Here is a 15,720-nt window from a genome sequence, read left to right on the forward strand (position 1 = left end):
TGGGCAACACCGGCACGGTCAGCGCCAACAACGCCGTCTACGTCGATACCGCCGGCAGCATCGGCACCCTGGTCAACACCGGCGCGCTGATCGGCCAGGTCGATGGCGTCCAGAACGGCGGCACCATCGTCACCCTGGTGAACGACGGCCTGATCTCCGGCACCACCATCGGCGTGTTCAACCGGAAGGCCATCGGCCTGCTGGACAACGCCGGCACCATCACCAGCACCAAGAACGGCATCGCCAACGCCGGCACGATCGGCACGCTGAACAACACCGGCCTGATCACCAGCACCATCTATGCCCTGTACAACATCAACGGCAGCATCGGCCTGATCAGCGGCGACGGCACCTTCGCCGGCAATGTCCTCAACACCGGCGCCCATGGGCTGACCATCGCCGGCGGCACGGCGACGGCGGCCCTGTTCACCGGCTACAACGGCACCGTCGGCACGATCACCAGCACCGGGGTCGACCTGACGTTCGTCTCGGGCAAGGTGGAACTGAACGACGTCATCGACGTCGGCAGCCACACGGTGGTGAACAACGGCGCCACGTTGTCGCTGGACAGCACGCTCAGCATCACCGGCAACTACAGCCAAGCCAGCGGCACGCTGGCCCTGGGCACCCTGACGGCGGTGGTCAGCGGTGTCGCCAACATCAGCGGCGGCGCCATCAGCGCCAACATCGATGCCGGCGCCAACTATGTCGTGGGCACCAGCAGCGGCAACATCCTGGTCCAGGGCGGTGCCGGTTCCAGCTACACCGGCGTCAGCCTGACGTCCAACGTCACCGGCCTCAGCGTCACCGCCGAAACCGCCACCATCGGTTCGGGCGTGGATCTGGTCGTGGCCGTCGCCAACGACTATATCGGCGGCACCCTGTCCAACCTGGACAACAGCGGCACCATCACCGGCGTCCGCACGGCTGCCTATGTGGCGGCCACCGGCAGCATCGGCACCCTGTCCAACAGCGGCCTGCTGGACGGCAGCCAGTACGGGGTCGAGAACCGTGGCACCATCGGCCTGGTCGACAACAGCGGCAGCATCAACGGTTCGGTGGCCGGCCTGTTCAACACCGTCGGCGGCACCGTCGGTGTCATCGACAACCAGGGCGTCCTCAGCGGCAACGGCTATGGCCTGAACAACGCCGGTGGCGTCGGCACCATCGACAACCAGGGCACCATCGCCGGCGTGGCCATGGGGCTGTACAACACCGGTTCCATCGACGCCGTCATCAACGACGGCACCCTCGCCGGCGGCGGCGCCATGGGCCTGTACAATTTGGGGGGCAGCATCGGGTCGGTGGCCAACACCAACCTGATCACCGGCCAGAACGGTGTCTACAACACTGGCCATATCGATGGCGCTGGACAACAGCGGCGCGATCATGGGCACGGCGGGTGCCGGCATCCGCAACAGCGGCACCATCGGCACCCTGGCCAACAGCGGCCTGATCACCGGCTCCACCTACGCGCTGGCCAACACCGGCACCCTGGGCACGGTGGCCAACAGCGGCACCATCGCCGGCAACATCCAGAACGTCGGCACCGGCGACCTGGTCCTCACCGGCGGCACCGGCACCACCGTCGGCACGCTGACCGGCTACAGCAGCGGTGCCATGGGCACGGTCACGGCCCCGCTGGGCAACGTCGTGCTGGCCTCGGGCAACCTGCTGGTGGACGATGTCTTCAGCCTGGGCAGCCACACCCTGGTCAACAGCGGCGCCTCGGTCCGGCTGGAAACGGTCGTCGCCGTCACCGGCAACTTCAGCCAGTCGGCCGGCACCCTGGTGGCGGCTTACGGCGCCGGCCGGCTGACGGTCAGCGGTGCGGCCGTCATGACCGGCGGCACGGTGGCGGTCAGCGGCGTGCCGGGCACGGTCAATGTGCTGGCGGGCCAAGGCGGCGGCAGCGCCGTGGTCGCCGGCGGCACCACCTCCACCTTCACCAACCTCAGCTATGCCAGCGACCTGGCGGGGCTGGAGGTCACGGGCTCCGTGGCCGGCAACAGCCTCTACATCGTCGGCCTCAACGACTATGTCGGCGGCAGCCTGGGCACCCTGAACAACGCCGGCACCATCAGTGCCGTCAACGCCGTCTACGTGGCGGCGACGGGTAGCGTCGGCACCCTGTTCAACAACGGCGTGCTGACCGGCCAGGCGGCCGGCGTGTACAACCAGGGCGGCATCACCACGCTGACCAATACCGGGCTGATCAACGGCAACACCATCGGCCTGCACAACGCCGGCACGGCCAGCAGCCTGGCGCTGCTGAACAACGCCGGCACCATCCAGGGTGTCCTGGGCGTGGTGAACGACGGCAGCATCGGCACGCTGAACAACACCGGCCTGCTGACCGGCAGCTTTGCCGCCATCAGCAGCAGCGGCCGCCTGGACACCATCAGCGGCGCCGGCACCATCGCCGGCAACATCGCCAACAGTTCGACCGCTGACCTGACGGTCATCGGCGGCGTGACCGGGTCGGCGGTGTACACGGGCTATGACGGTGCCCGGGGCACCATCACCAATACCGGGTCCAACCTGCTGTTCGCGTCGGGCAACGTGATCCTGAACGACGACATCAACGTCGGCAGCCACACGGTGACCAACGCCGGCGCCAACCTGGCGCTGGTGAACCCGCTCACCATCACCGGCAACTACACCCAGACCGGCGGCTACCTGGCCTTGGGCAACTCCGTCCTGGTGGTCAGCGGCGTCGCCAACATCTCCGGCGGCGACATCAGCACGTCGGTGCTGGACGCGTCGGGCAACTATCTGGTGGGGTCGGCCGCCGGTACCCTGGTGCAGGGCGGCCTGGGGTCCAGCTACAACATCTCGGTCACCAGCGGCATCACCGGCCTGGTGGTGTCGAGCGCCACGGCCACCATCGGGTCCAACGTCGACCTGATCCTGGCCGGTGCCAACGATTATGTCGGCACCATCCTGCCGACGCTGAACAACACCGGAACCATCGCCGGCGTCACCACCGCCGCCTTCGTGGCCACCACCGGCAGCATCGGCACGCTGTCGAACAGCGGCGTGCTGAACGGCAATGAGTTCGGCCTGCGCAACCAGGGCACCATCGGCCTGCTGTCCAACAGCGGCACGGTGTCGGGCTACGTCGGCCTGTACAACCAGGGTGTCATCGGCACGGTGCTGAACACCGGCAACCTGATCGACGCGCCGTCGGTCCGGGCGTCGGGCCTGTACAACACCGGTACCATCGGCCTGCTGGACAACCGGGGGACCATCTACGGCGTCTCCTACGGCCTGTACAACACCGGCACCATCGGCACGCTGTCCAACAGCGGCCTGCTGTCCGGCGGCGCCGCCACCGCCCTGTACAACAGCGGCAGCCTGGGCACGATCGCCAACACTGGCGCCATCTACGGCAACGTGGTGAACACCAGCGCCAACGCCCTGGTGATCACCGGCGCCGCCGGCAACGCCCTGGCCATCATGGCCGGCGGCACCATCACCGGCACGAACGCCAACGTGGTGCTGGCCTCGGGCAGCTTCCTGTTCAGCGACGCGGTGAATGTCGGCACGGGCACGCTGGTGAACAGCGGGGCGTCGGTGTGGCTTAACAGCGTGGTCGGCGTCACCGGCAACTACAGCCAGACCGACGGCACCCTGCGGGTGACCGTGGGCACCACCACCACCGGCCTGCTGGTGGTCAGCGGCGGCGCCACCCTGACCGGTGGCACCGTGGGCGTAGGCGTGCAGGCGGGCAGTAACCTGATCGCCGGTGACACCTACACCATCGTCGAGGCGGGCACCCTGGCCGCCAGCGGCCTGGTGGCCTCGGCCGGCGGCTTCACCGCCACGCTGGGCACGGCCACCAACGGCAGCGCCACCGACCTGCTGCTGACCCTGGTCAGCGACTACATCAGCGGCACCCTGGGCACGCTGACCAACAGCGGCACGCTGAACGCCGCCACGGCGGTGAACATCGCCGTGTCCGGCAGCCTGGGCACCTTGGCCAACACCGGCAGCATCATCGGCAACGTGGTGAACCACAGCGCCAACGACCTGGTGATCACCGGCGGATCCAACGGCACGGTGGGCGGCTTCACCGGCGGCACCATCACCAACACCCTGTCCAACCTGACCTTCGCGTCGGGGGCCCTCAGCCTGGGTGACGCCATCAATGTCGGTGGCCACACCGTGGCCAACACCGGCGCCGACGTCAGCCTGGCCGGCGACGTCAGCGTGACGGGCAACTACAGCCAGTCGGCCGGCACGTTGAGCGTGGACGGGCATGTGCTGACGGTCAGCGGTGCGGCCAGCGTCGGCGGCGGCACGGTCAATGCCGGCCTGTCGGGCACGGGCAACTACCTGGTGGGCGACAGCACGACGCTGATCGCCGGTGGCACCGGCTCCAGCTATGTCGGCGCCGTGGTCAGCAGCGGCGTCACCGGACTGGACGCCACCGCCGGCGTCAGCGGCACCAGCCTGGCCGCCGTCGCCGCCAACGACTACATCGGCGGCACGCTTGCCAGCCTGGGCGTCACCGGCAGCCTGGCCAACCAGGCGGGCGGCGCCACGGCGGTCTACATCGCCGCCACCGGCAGCCTGGGCACCCTGGCCAACAGCGGCACCGTCAGCGGCAACGTGGTCAACAACGGCACGGGCGCGCTGAACATCGCCGGCGGCACCGGCGGTGTCACCGGCACCTTCACCGGCGGCACCATCACCAGCACCGGCGCCAATGTGGTGCTGTCCTCGGGCAGCGTCCTGCTGAACGACGCGGTGAACGTGGGGTCGGGCACGCTGGTCAACAGCGGCGCCAGTGTCCTGCTGACCAGCGTGGTCAGCGTCACCGGCAACTACGGCCAGTCGGCCGGCACCCTGGCGATGGGCATCGGCAGCGGCACGGCCGGTGAGCTGGTGGTCAGCGGCAACGCCAGCCTGACCGGCGGCACCGTGGCGGTGACGGCCATGACCGGCAGCAACCTGCTGGCGGGCGACAGCTACACCATCGTGGAGGCGGGCGGCAGCCTGTCGGCGACCGGCCTGACGGCCTTGGCCGACGGCTTCACCGCCACCCTGGGCACCTCGGCCAATGGCGGCGCCACCGACCTGCTGCTGACCCTGGTCAGCGACTATATCGGCGGCACCCTGGGCACGCTGACCAACAGCGGCACGCTGAACGCCGCCACCGCGGTCAACGTCGCCGTGGGCGGCAGCCTGGGCACCTTGGCCAACACCGGCACCATCATCGGCAACGTGGTGAACAGCAGCGCCAATGATTTGGTGATCACCGGCGGGTCCAACGGCACGGTGGGTGTCTTCACCGGCGGCACCATCAGCAACACGCAGGCCAACCTGGTGTTCGCCTCGGGCGACCTCAGCCTGGGCGATGCCATCAACGTCGGCAGCCACACGGTCACCAACACCGGGGCCAGCCTGGCCCTGGCGGGCGACGGGACGGTGACGGGCAACTACAGCCAGACCGGCGGCACCTTGGCCGCCAACGGCCACGTGCTGAGCGTCAGCGGGGCGGCCAACATCACCGGCGGCACGGTCAATGCCGGCCTGTCGGGCGTCGCCAACTACTTCGTGGGCGATAGCGTCGCCCTGGTGCAGGGTGGGGCGGGCTCCAGCTACTCAGGGGCCACCGTCACCAGCGGCATCACCGGCCTGGATGCCACCGGTTCGGTCAGCGGCAACACCCTGCTGGCCAGCGCCGCCAACGATTATATCGGCGGCACGTTGGATACGCTGAACGTCACCGGCACACTGACCAACACCGCCGGCGGCGCCACGGCGCTGTACATCGCCAGCACCGGTACCCTGGGCGCCCTGTCGGTCACCGGCGCCATCGTCGGCGACATCGCCAACTATTCCAGCAACGATCTGTCCATCAGTGGTGGCACGGACGCGGCGCCGGGCACGCTGACGGGGGCGAACGGTGGTGTCGGCCAGATCACCAACACCCTGGCCAACCTGCGCTTCGTCTCCGGCACGCTGCTGCTGAACGACAACCTCAATGTCGGGACGCACAGCGTCATCAACAGCGGTGCCACGCTGCTGGTGAACAGCGCCATCAACATCACCGGCAGCTACAGCCAGACGGCGGGCAACCTGGTGATCGGCGTGTCGTCCACCGGCAGCTACGGCAGCCTGGCGATCAGCGGTTCGGCCAGCCTGACCGGCGGCAGTGTCACGCTGAAGGCCACCAGCGGGTCGCTGTCGGCCGGCAGCTACACCATCGTCGCGGCCAGTGGCGGCCTTGCCACCAGCAACCTGGTGCTGACGGCCGCCGGCTACACGGTGACCAGCAGCACCATCACCAGCGATGGCAAGACCGACCTGGTGCTGACCCTGAACACGGCCAGCACCGGAACCACGGGTGGTGATACCGGCGGTGGCACGACGACGCCGGCCAAGACCAACTACACCGCCGTGGGCAAGGCCCAGGGTGGCGCGGCGGTGGGCACCGGTGCCGCCCTGGACGTCGTCGCGGCCAGCGGCGGCAATGCTGCCCAGGCGGTGCAGAGCGCCATCCTGACGCCCCTGTCCACCCTGACGGGCAAGGCCCAGCAGGTGGCGGTGGCGCAGCTGGCCCCCAACCAGCTGACGCCGCAGCTGACCGCCAACCTGTTCACGCCGACCACCACGGCCATCGGTCAGCACCAACAGACGGTGGCCGGCCTGATGGACAGCTACGGCAAGGGTGGTGCCTCGGCCGGCGACGGTACCATGAACGGCGTGCTGTGGGGCGAAGTCCTGGGCGGTGGCGCCTTGCGCGCCAACGCCACCGACGCGGCCGGCTACCGCGCCAGCAGCGGCGGCATCGTCCTGGGCGGCGACTGGTACATCAACCGCGAGATCATGGCCGGCCTGGCGTTCAGTTGGCTGAACAGCGCGGCGGTGGGCCAGGGCGACAGCGCCGGCAGCCTGACGCGGGTGGGCAGCTATCAGCTGACCGCCTACAGCGTCTGGCGTCCGGACTTCGCGGAACAGCGGCTGTCGGTCCAGGGCCAGGTGGCGTTCGGCTACAACCACTATGACCAGCGCCGTGACATCGACTTCCTGGGCACCCGCGCCAACGCCAACTACGGTGGCGAGCAGTACGTGGGCAAGATCACGGTGGGTTATGCCATGCCGGACCACAACGGCTTCACCCTGACGCCGCAGTGGAGCCTGCAGGCCGCCCGCCTGACCAACCATGCGTATAGCGAGCATGACGCCGGTGTGGCCGACCTGGCCGTCGATGCCATGGCGACCAACAGCCTGACCCAGGAACTGGGCTTCAAGCTGGACACGGTCTTCAACACCGCCTTCGGCCGCCTGCTGCCGGACCTGAAGCTGGCGTGGGTGCACGACTATCTGAACGGCCCGGTGTCGACCACCAGCGTGCTGGGTGGGGTCAGCTTCGCCAGCACGACGGGCCGGGTGAACCCCGACGGTGTCGCCATCGGCCTGGGCGCCACCCTGGCCAAGGGCGACGGTCTCAGCCTGCGGCTGGAGTACACCGGCGAACTGCGCAGCGACTACCAGAGCCACGCCGGCGTCCTGCGGGCCAGCTGGAACTTCTGATCCGGTTGACGCTCACAAAAAACCCCGCCGGCAACCACCGGCGGGGTTTTTTCTTAGGGGTTTCGCCCTCAGCCCATCAGGGCAAATGCTCCAGCGCGCCCAGGCGCAGGATGGGGCCCTGCAGTTTGTCGCCCGTCACCACGTTGGTCTGGTACTGGGCGGTGCGGCCGGCCAGGGTGGTCCCGTCCAGTTCCGCCCGCATCATGGCGAAACCCACGGCATTGACCGTGGCCGGTGCCGCGCCCGGGGCGTACAGGCGCTGCTTGCCCGGATCGGGCGCCACGTCGCGCACGCCGCCGACGAAGGCCAGGTCCAGGATCAGCCGTCCCGCCCGCCAGCGCCCGGTGCCGGTCACACCCAGTTCGGCGTCGTCCAGTTGCAGGGCGCCGCTCAACAGGTAGTCGCCCGCCGGCGTCTGGGTGAAGCCCAGGCGCAGGGTCCCGGCCTCGCCGTCCACCGCCAGGCGCCAGCGTTCCTCCCCCCGCCAGGCCAGGGCCCGGTCGGGGAAGGGGGCCGCGGCGGAAATCCGCTGGGCCAGCGGGGCGGGTGAGGGGGTACAGGCCGCCGTCGCCACCAGCAGGGCGAAGGCCGCAAGCGTCAGGCGCCTCATTTGCCGGCCCCCCAGCGATAGCGCAGCGAGGCGATGAAGGTGCGGTCCGTGCCCTCGCCGCAGCCGGTGGTGGAACAGCTGACGTAATAGCGCTTGTCCGCCAGGTTGGTGGCGTTCAGGGCCAGGCGCCAGCGGTCGCGGTCGTAATGCACCATGGCGTCCACCACGGCGTAGTCGGGCACGCGGATGGTGTTGGCGGCGTCGGCGAAGGTGCTGCCGACGTAACGCACGCCGCCACCCCAGCCCAGGCCGGCCAAGGGGCCGCTGGGGATGGTGTAGTCGGCCCACAGCGCCGCCATGCGGTCGGGCTGCGCCGTCGGGCGGCGGCCCAACTGGCTGGCCACGGTGGTCTTGGTCACCGTCAGGTCGGCGATGGTGACGGACCCGGTGATGTTTAGGCCCTCCATCGGGCTGGACACCACCTCCGCCTCGAAGCCTTGCGAGCGCACTTCCCCCGTCTGGATCTGGTTCAGGGAATTGGTGGGGTCGGTGGTCTGGACGTTGGTCTGGGTCAGGCTGTAGCCCGTCAGGGTCAGGTAGGTGCGCCAGCCTGCCGGCTCGACCCTCAGGCCGCCCTCCACCTGTTCACCCCTGCTGGGCCGGTAAGGCTCGCCATACAGATTGGTGCCCAGGATGGGGTTGAAGGATGTGGCGTAGCTGACATAGGGCGTCAGGCCCCAGGGGCCGCGATAGACCAGGCCGGTGCGCCAGGTGGTGGCCTGGTCGTCCTGGGTGGTGGTGACCTTGGTCAGGCGGTTGCGGGTGCCGGTGTCGGACCAGTCGTGGCGGATGTCCGCCGACAGGATCAGGTTCTCCAGCAGATGCACCTGCTGCTCGCCGTACACGCCCGTCTGGTCGGAGGATTGCAGCGTGCTGCTCATGTGGGTGGTGGCGGGGCCGTAGGGCTGGCCATAGACGGGGGCGAACACGTCCAGTGCGCTGGCGCTGCCGCCGTCCAGGGAGTAGTCCTCGCGCGTGTGGCGATAGTCGGCGCCGGCCATGGACTTCATCTCCAGCCCGCCCAGGCGCCAGTCGCCCTGGACATGGTGGTCGGTCGCGGCCACGCCGCCATCGATGCCGAAATGGTAGAAGGCGCGGCTGAGCAGGCGGCCGTTGACCGGGCTGCCCCGCGCGCTGACCGTGTTGGTGACGAAGTCGGTGTCGGTGTAGCGCACCGCCGATTGCAGGGTCCACCCCTCCCACAGGCCCTGGTCCAGCAGCAGGCCGGCGGCGTACTGGTCGCGGTGGTTATCGACGCCGGGCTCATCAGTATAAAGGTTGTGGGCGATCCGGCCGTTGGGGTTGGACAGGATGGACCCCTGAAGCGGTATGCCGAAGGCCGGGGGCCCGTACTTCTCATGCGAATAACTGGTCAGCAGGGTCAGCGTCGTCTTGTCGCCGCCATGCCAGCTGAGCGCCGGGGCGATGTAGATCTTGTCGTCCGGCACCACGCTGATCTGCGTGGCGGAATCCCGCGCCAGACCGGTCAGGCGGAAGGCGACGCCATCGGCGATGGGACCGCTGATGTCGAACTGCCCCTGCTTGCGGTCGAAGCTGCCGCCCTGAAGCTCCACCTCATACAGGGCTGTGTCGGTGGGGCGCTTGCTGATCATGTTGACCACGCCGCCCGGCGCGTTCTGGCCGTAAAGGACGGAAGCGGGCCCGCGCAGCACCTCCACCCGTTCCAGGCCATAGGGTTCGGCCTTGGTGTAGGTCTGCGCCGTGGTGGCGCGCAGGCCGTCCTGCAGCACGCCGGTGTTGGTGACGTCGAAGCCACGCAGGGAGATGCGGTCGTAGCGGCCGTTGGCGGCGGTGGACCCGTTGAAGACGCCGGCCAGATAGCTGATGGCCTGCGCCACCGTCTGCACATCCTGGGCCTGCATCAGATCCTGGCCGACGATGGACAGGGACTGCGGCACCTCCGCCGCCGGCGTGTCGCTCTTGGTGCCGGTGGTCGACGGCTGGGTGGCCGTCACGATGATCTCCGACAGGGTGGTGGTGGTGGCGGGCTCGTCGGCCCGGGCCGGGGCCCCGGCGACCAGCGCCAGCAGACAGGTTGAAACCGCCAGCGCGCCCCGGCCGCCGGGGCCGCGCGTCTTCATTCTTGATGCCATCGTCGTTCTCGAGTTCCAAAACAGGTTTTGCGATTTAGTCGCAATACCGTCCGCTGCGGAACGGCGACGGCTTTCGCGATCCCGACTAAGGCTTTCGCGAAACCACCACCGTCTTCAGGGGCGCAGGCTGCTGGGCGCCACGCCGAAATGGCGGCGGAAGGCGGTGGCGAAGGCGGCCGGGGAATAGCCCACCTGCCAGGCGGCCTGGGCCACGGTGGCGCCGCCGCTGGCGATCAGGTGATAGGCCGCCTCCATCCGCTGGCGCTGGACGAAGGTGGCGGGCGTGGTGCCGAAATGGGCGCGGAAACCCTGGGCCAGCTTGCGCATGTTCAGCCCCACGGCCCGCGCCAGGTGGGCCAGGTCGGGCGGGTCGGCCAGCGATGCCAGCAGCAGGTCGCGGGCGGCGTGCAGCCGCTCCACCTCCGCCGCCGGCAGGGGGGTGGGTGCGGTCCGCCCCGGCGCCGCCATCAGCAAATCCGTCGCCAGGCCGGCCAGTTCCAGCCCCTTGCCGGTGATATACAGGCGGGCGCCGGGGCGATGGCGTGGGCAGGCCAGCATCTGCCGCGCCAATCCCGCCAGCACGCGCGGCGCCGGCCGGCAGAGCAGCCGGGGGCCGTCGCCATGCCGCCACGCCACCTCGCCGGCCTCCGTCCCCAGCAGCGGTCCGGCGGCAGCGGCATCGATGGTGACCATGACGTAGCGCAGCGGGTGGGCGGCGTCGAAGGCCTGGCTGGCCGTGTGCCCGCCTTCATCGGCGATGACGCACAGGGTGGGGCCGCCGATGCGCGCCTGCGGCCGGCCGGGCAGGGCGCAGTCCAGCGCCCCCTCCAGCACCAGCACGAACTTCAGCCCCTGGTGCAGCGCCTCTTCCGTCCGGCCTGCCGGCGGTCGGGCCAGGGTGCCGCCCGATACCGCCAGGGAGGCGGCGGTGGCGAAGGACCATGCGGGGGCGGGATCGGGGGCAGAGCCCAGGGCTGGATAATGATCAAGCGGCATTGCGTTCCCTTTTTGGCGGGGGAAATCTTATGCCAATATAAGAATGATTCTCAATATTATTACCGTAAGAACTCGGCCCCACGGGCGGTCATAGCGGCGCTGGGGGATCGCCCGAAGGCTTGTGTACCCCCGTTCTCTTGGGTAGGCTCATACACGCATAAAGAGAAGTGCGGGCGGTGTTGCCTATTCTAAGATCTGAAAATTGACGGGGCGGCTATGGGTGAAACGCGGGATATTTCCTACCTTTATCGGGATATTGAGGGCCACGTCACGACGGCCCTGAATAATCTGGCGGAAATCAAAATATCAAATCCCCAGGGTAGCCAGAATCTTGAGGCCATCCGCGGAAAACTGATCGAGATTCGTGAGAATTTTAATTCAGAATTTTCTTTCCTGGAAAGTAATTCTGAATGGGAACGGTTCACTGTCGCATTCTTCGGCGAAACGAATGCAGGGAAAAGCACCCTTATTGAAAGCCTGCGGATCATTTTCAATGAACAGCAGCGCCAGGAACGCATCCGGCAAAACCAGGCGACGGCCGACGACATCGCGGCGGTATTCTCGCAGGACAGCGCCCGGCTGATCGACGATCTCAACCGCCGCTATCTCGCCTTTGACGCGGATGTCGCTGTGATCGGCCAGGGCATCACCGACCTTGCCGCCACCGTGCGGCAGGAGGGGGCGGTCGTGCGCGACGTCATTGATGGTTTGGCGGAACGGCAGGACGCGGCCCGCCAACAGGTCGGCGCGCTGGGGCGGGACATCGCCGCCCTCCAGGACGGCCAAAGGCGGGAGGCTGAGGCGACGCGCCGGGCGACCGCCCAGAATGCGGCCGGCATCGTGGCCGCCCTGGCGGACCGCGCGGCCGCGTTTTCCCGGGACATGGCGGCCCTGGGCGCGGCCGTGGCGGGGGCGGAGGCGATCGCCCGGGAAGAGCGGCGGCGTCGCACGCTGTTGCGGAACCTGATATGGGCGGTGGGGGGCGTGGTCCTCGGCGTCCTTGGCGGCGCCCTGGGGTTCCTTCTGCTGCATCGGCCGGGCTGAGGTCGGGAAATGGACGGACGGAACCCGTACCCCGGGACGGGGGCGCCGGGGTCGGAAAGGGTTGGTGGCGAACCGGTCGCCGCCCTGTTGCCACCCCTGCTGGACCTACAGGCGCGGCTGGAGGTGGCGCAACGCGACGCCAGCAAGGTGGATGGGCGCATCATCGGGACAGGGGAGCCCGATTTCACCCAGGACAACGTCAGCTACCTGTTCGATTATGCCGGCCAGACCTTCCAACTGGTTGATGTGCCCGGTATCGAGGGTGATGAGTCCAAGTACGCCGACAAGGTGCGGGCGGCCATCGCCAAGGCTCATCTGGTTTTCTATGTCAGCGGCAACAAGAAGCCCGAGGCGGAGACGGCCCGGAAGATCCGGGCCTACCTCAACCGTTACGCCGTGGTGCAGGCCATCTGCAACATCCGGGGCAAGGCGGACTCTTATGAATATCCCGAGGACCGGATCGACCTGGAACTGGCCCACAAGGATGCCCAGGCGGTGCGGGAACAGACCAGCGCGACCCTGCTGGAAATCCTGGGGCCGGAGTTGTTGCGGGGCTGTGTCAGTGTGCAGGGCATGTTGGGGTTCTGCGCGCTGGCGCATGATCACCGGGGCCTGTCGACCATCGCCCCGGAACGGGGGGACCTGGCCAAGTGGCAAGCCAGCCTGGCCAAGGATTTTCCCAGTCCTGACGCCCTGCGCCAGTTCAGCCGGGTGGACCAACTCGCCGACATCATCCGCGGGAAGGCAGGCACCTTCCAGGCCGATATCGTCGCCGGCAATTTCCGCAAGATCATCCGCCTGATCGACCAGACGGTGACGGCGCTGGAGGACAGCGCCGCGGCGCAGCGGGTGGTCGCCGGCGAAATGACGGTGAGCTATCAACAGGCCGAGCAAGCCATCGAGAATGCCTTCACCAGCTTCCGCAAAGCCTTCGAACGGAAATGCGACAATGCGGGTCGCATGTTCTTCAACACCCTGCGCGCCGCCATCCAGGATGCCATCGAGAGGACCCAGGCTAAGGCCGCGATCAAGATGGCGATGGACGCCGTGCAAAAGGAAGCGGAGGCGGCGCTTGTAAGCGGACTGGAGACCGCGCACCGCACCAGTCTCGCGTCGTTGAAGGACGATGTGGAAGCGGCGCTGAACGGGCTGCAACTGGATCTCGCCCGCATCCAGTTCCGCCACGAGGTCTCGAAAATGGATGGCGGGTCCCTGGCGATGATTGCCGCCTTGGAGGGCCTGTCTTTCAGCTTCAGCGCTTTCAAAAACCTGCTGTGGGACGTTGGGAGTTATGCCCTGTCGGGCATGTCTGTGGGGTCGGTCATACCTGGCCTGGGCAACCTGGTGGGCGTGATTGCGGGCGCTGTCGTGGGGGCGGTCATCAACCTGTTCAAATGGTTTCTGCTTGATGCGGTCGGACGGGCCCGTGAGGTGCAGGCAAAAATTCTGAAGCAACTTGAAGAGGCGGAAGTCGACTTCCGGGTCAGCCTGGGCGCTTGGCGGACCGGCGCCTGCGCGGATGTGCGCCGGGAACTGTTGGATCCCATCATGGCGGGCCTGGATGCCGACATGGCCGGGATAGGTCAGGTCGGCGATCTGGTCCAAGGGCAAATTCAATCCCTGAAAACGTACAGGGCGACGTTGGAGGCCATGGCTGATGGAAAGTTTTGAGCGTTTTGAGATGGGCAAGGCGGACGTCCTGGCGTCCATGACCCGCCTGCGGGCGGTTGTCGCCAAGCTGGGGGATCTGGGCCTGGACGTCGCGGCGGACATCGGCAAGATCGAGCAGGCGGTGCGGGACGTCCAGGACGACGTGCTGCGCATTGCGCTGCTGGGCGCGTTTTCCGACGGCAAGACCAGCGTCGTGGCCGGCTGGCTGGGGCAGGTGATGCCCGACATGAAGATCGATTCCGATGAATCGTCCGACCGCCTGGCCTTCTATCGCCCGGACAATCTGCCCGCCCGATGTGAGATCGTCGACACCCCCGGCCTGTTCGGCGACAAGCGGCGGCAGGATGAGGATGGCGTCGACATCCAGTATGGCGACATCACCCGGGAATACCTGTCGGAAGCCCACCTGATCTTCTATGTGGTCGACGCCACGAACCCCCTGAAGGACAGCCACAAGGACGTGGTCCGGTGGGTGTTGCGGGATCTGAACAAGCTGGCCGCCACCATTTTCGTCATCAACAAGATGGATGAGGTGGCGGACCTGCGCGATGCGGACGATTTCGCCGCCCAGGCCAGGATCAAGAAGGACAATCTGGCCGGAAAGCTGCAACGCTTCGTCGCCCTGACGGATGTGGAACGGGCGGCCCTGAACATCGTCTGCGTCGCCTCGAACCCCAATGGGCGCGGCTTGGACTTCTGGTTCGAGAAGAAGCAGGTCTATGAGGAACGGTCGCGGATCGGCGTGCTGCGGCATGTGGCCAACACCGTCCTGGATCACAGCACCCGCGATGTGTTGATCCGCAAGACCGGCCTGGACGTGGTTGGCGATGTCCTGGGCCGCAAGCTGGCCGCGGCGGATGAGGAAATCGGCCGGGCCTCGCTGGCCGCCACTGCGTTGATCCAGGACTCCCAACGCGTTTCGGAGGAAGTGAAACAGGCGAAACGGACCGTCATGTCGGCCCGCGGGGATTTGTCGGAAGAACTGCAGCAGGAGGAAAAGCGACTGCAGGAGATAATCCGCGCGTTGGGGCGCGAAGGCATTGTCGCTTTCCTGGAAGACGAGATCGGCTACAGCGAGGACGATACGGGTTATAAACTTCGGCTGAAAATCGACATCGCCCTGTATTGGGCGTTCGAGCAGTCCACCGATGTGCTGGGCCAGATCGCCAAACGCATCGAGACCCAACTGGACGCGTCGGCCAGTTTCGCCGCCGCCTTGGCCGATTCCGCGATGACCATCACCAAGCAGGCGCTGGATGGCCTGGCCGGAATGCCGGTGGACACGATAAAGACCGGCGTCTTCGCCGCGCGCGACGCGCTGAAAAGCGTCACCGGCGTCGCCATCAAGTTCAAGCCCTGGGGGGCGGTCAAGGTCGCGGGCAATGTCGCCAAGTGGGCGGGGATCGCCGGCGCCGCCGTCCAGGTGCTGGGGGAGGCGTTCGACGTTTACAAGAACGTCGCCGATCAGAAGGAATTGGCCAAGCTAAAGGATGAATTGATTGAAATGATCAAGGAGCACTTCAAGGCCATTTACGACGTCCTTGGCAACGAGCAACTGACCATTGAGACCTTCGCGCCACAAATCAAGGTGTTCGAAACTGTCCTGGCGACGCAGCAGGACAGCCTGAAGGCCATCGTCGACCGGCAGGAGAAATTGGCGGCGATCCGGCGAGAACTGGCGGCGGCATTGCGCCCGGCCCCGGTGCTGGATGGGGAATGGTCGGCCACCGGCACCTGAGG

At 67.5% G+C, this 15,720-nt stretch carries 7 protein-coding genes; 4 read left to right on the top strand and 3 right to left on the bottom strand.

Going from position 1 to position 15,720, the window contains the following annotated elements; translation table 11 throughout:
- Positions 1 to 1,362 precede the first annotated feature (1,362 nt).
- Positions 1,363 to 7,545 (top strand): hypothetical protein, encoded by a 6,183-nt coding sequence (locus tag PW843_27130; GenBank protein ID MDE1150240.1) that lies wholly within the window; start codon positions 1,363 to 1,365, stop codon positions 7,543 to 7,545.
- Between the two features lie 76 nt (positions 7,546 to 7,621).
- Here the strand turns inward: PW843_27130 and PW843_27135 are convergent, their stop codons facing one another.
- The 3 genes from PW843_27135 to PW843_27145 form a co-directional block, all read right to left on the bottom strand.
- Positions 7,622 to 8,155, bottom strand: a complete 534-nt coding sequence (locus PW843_27135) for a hypothetical protein (protein MDE1150241.1) — start codon at positions 8,153 to 8,155, stop codon at positions 7,622 to 7,624.
- Complete coding sequence (locus tag PW843_27140) at positions 8,152 to 10,257, bottom strand: TonB-dependent siderophore receptor (GenBank protein ID MDE1150242.1); 2,106 nt, start codon at positions 10,255 to 10,257, stop codon at positions 8,152 to 8,154. Before PW843_27140 ends, PW843_27135 begins: the two co-directional genes overlap by 4 nt.
- Before the next feature lie 126 nt (positions 10,258 to 10,383).
- Complete coding sequence (locus PW843_27145; GenBank protein ID MDE1150243.1) at positions 10,384 to 11,265, bottom strand: AraC family transcriptional regulator; 882 nt, start codon at positions 11,263 to 11,265, stop codon at positions 10,384 to 10,386.
- Positions 11,266 to 11,481: 216 nt separating this feature from the next.
- Here PW843_27145 and PW843_27150 point away from each other — a divergent pair, with 216 nt between their 5' ends.
- From PW843_27150 to PW843_27160, 3 genes are read left to right on the top strand one after another with little or no spacing between them, the layout of a single operon-like run.
- Positions 11,482 to 12,309 (top strand): hypothetical protein, encoded by an 828-nt coding sequence (locus PW843_27150; GenBank protein MDE1150244.1) that lies wholly within the window; start codon positions 11,482 to 11,484, stop codon positions 12,307 to 12,309.
- A 9-nt stretch (positions 12,310 to 12,318) separates the two neighbouring features.
- Positions 12,319 to 13,980: a hypothetical protein gene (locus PW843_27155; GenBank protein MDE1150245.1), complete on the top strand. Its 1,662-nt coding sequence runs from the start codon at positions 12,319 to 12,321 to the stop codon at positions 13,978 to 13,980.
- Complete coding sequence (locus tag PW843_27160) at positions 13,967 to 15,718, top strand: dynamin family protein (GenBank protein ID MDE1150246.1); 1,752 nt, start codon at positions 13,967 to 13,969, stop codon at positions 15,716 to 15,718. Before PW843_27155 ends, PW843_27160 begins: the two co-directional genes overlap by 14 nt.
- Positions 15,719 to 15,720: the final 2 nt, after the last annotated feature.

The sequence above is a fragment of the Azospirillaceae bacterium genome (genome assembly GCA_028283825.1).
Taxonomy (GTDB): Bacteria; Pseudomonadota; Alphaproteobacteria; order Azospirillales; family Azospirillaceae; genus Nitrospirillum.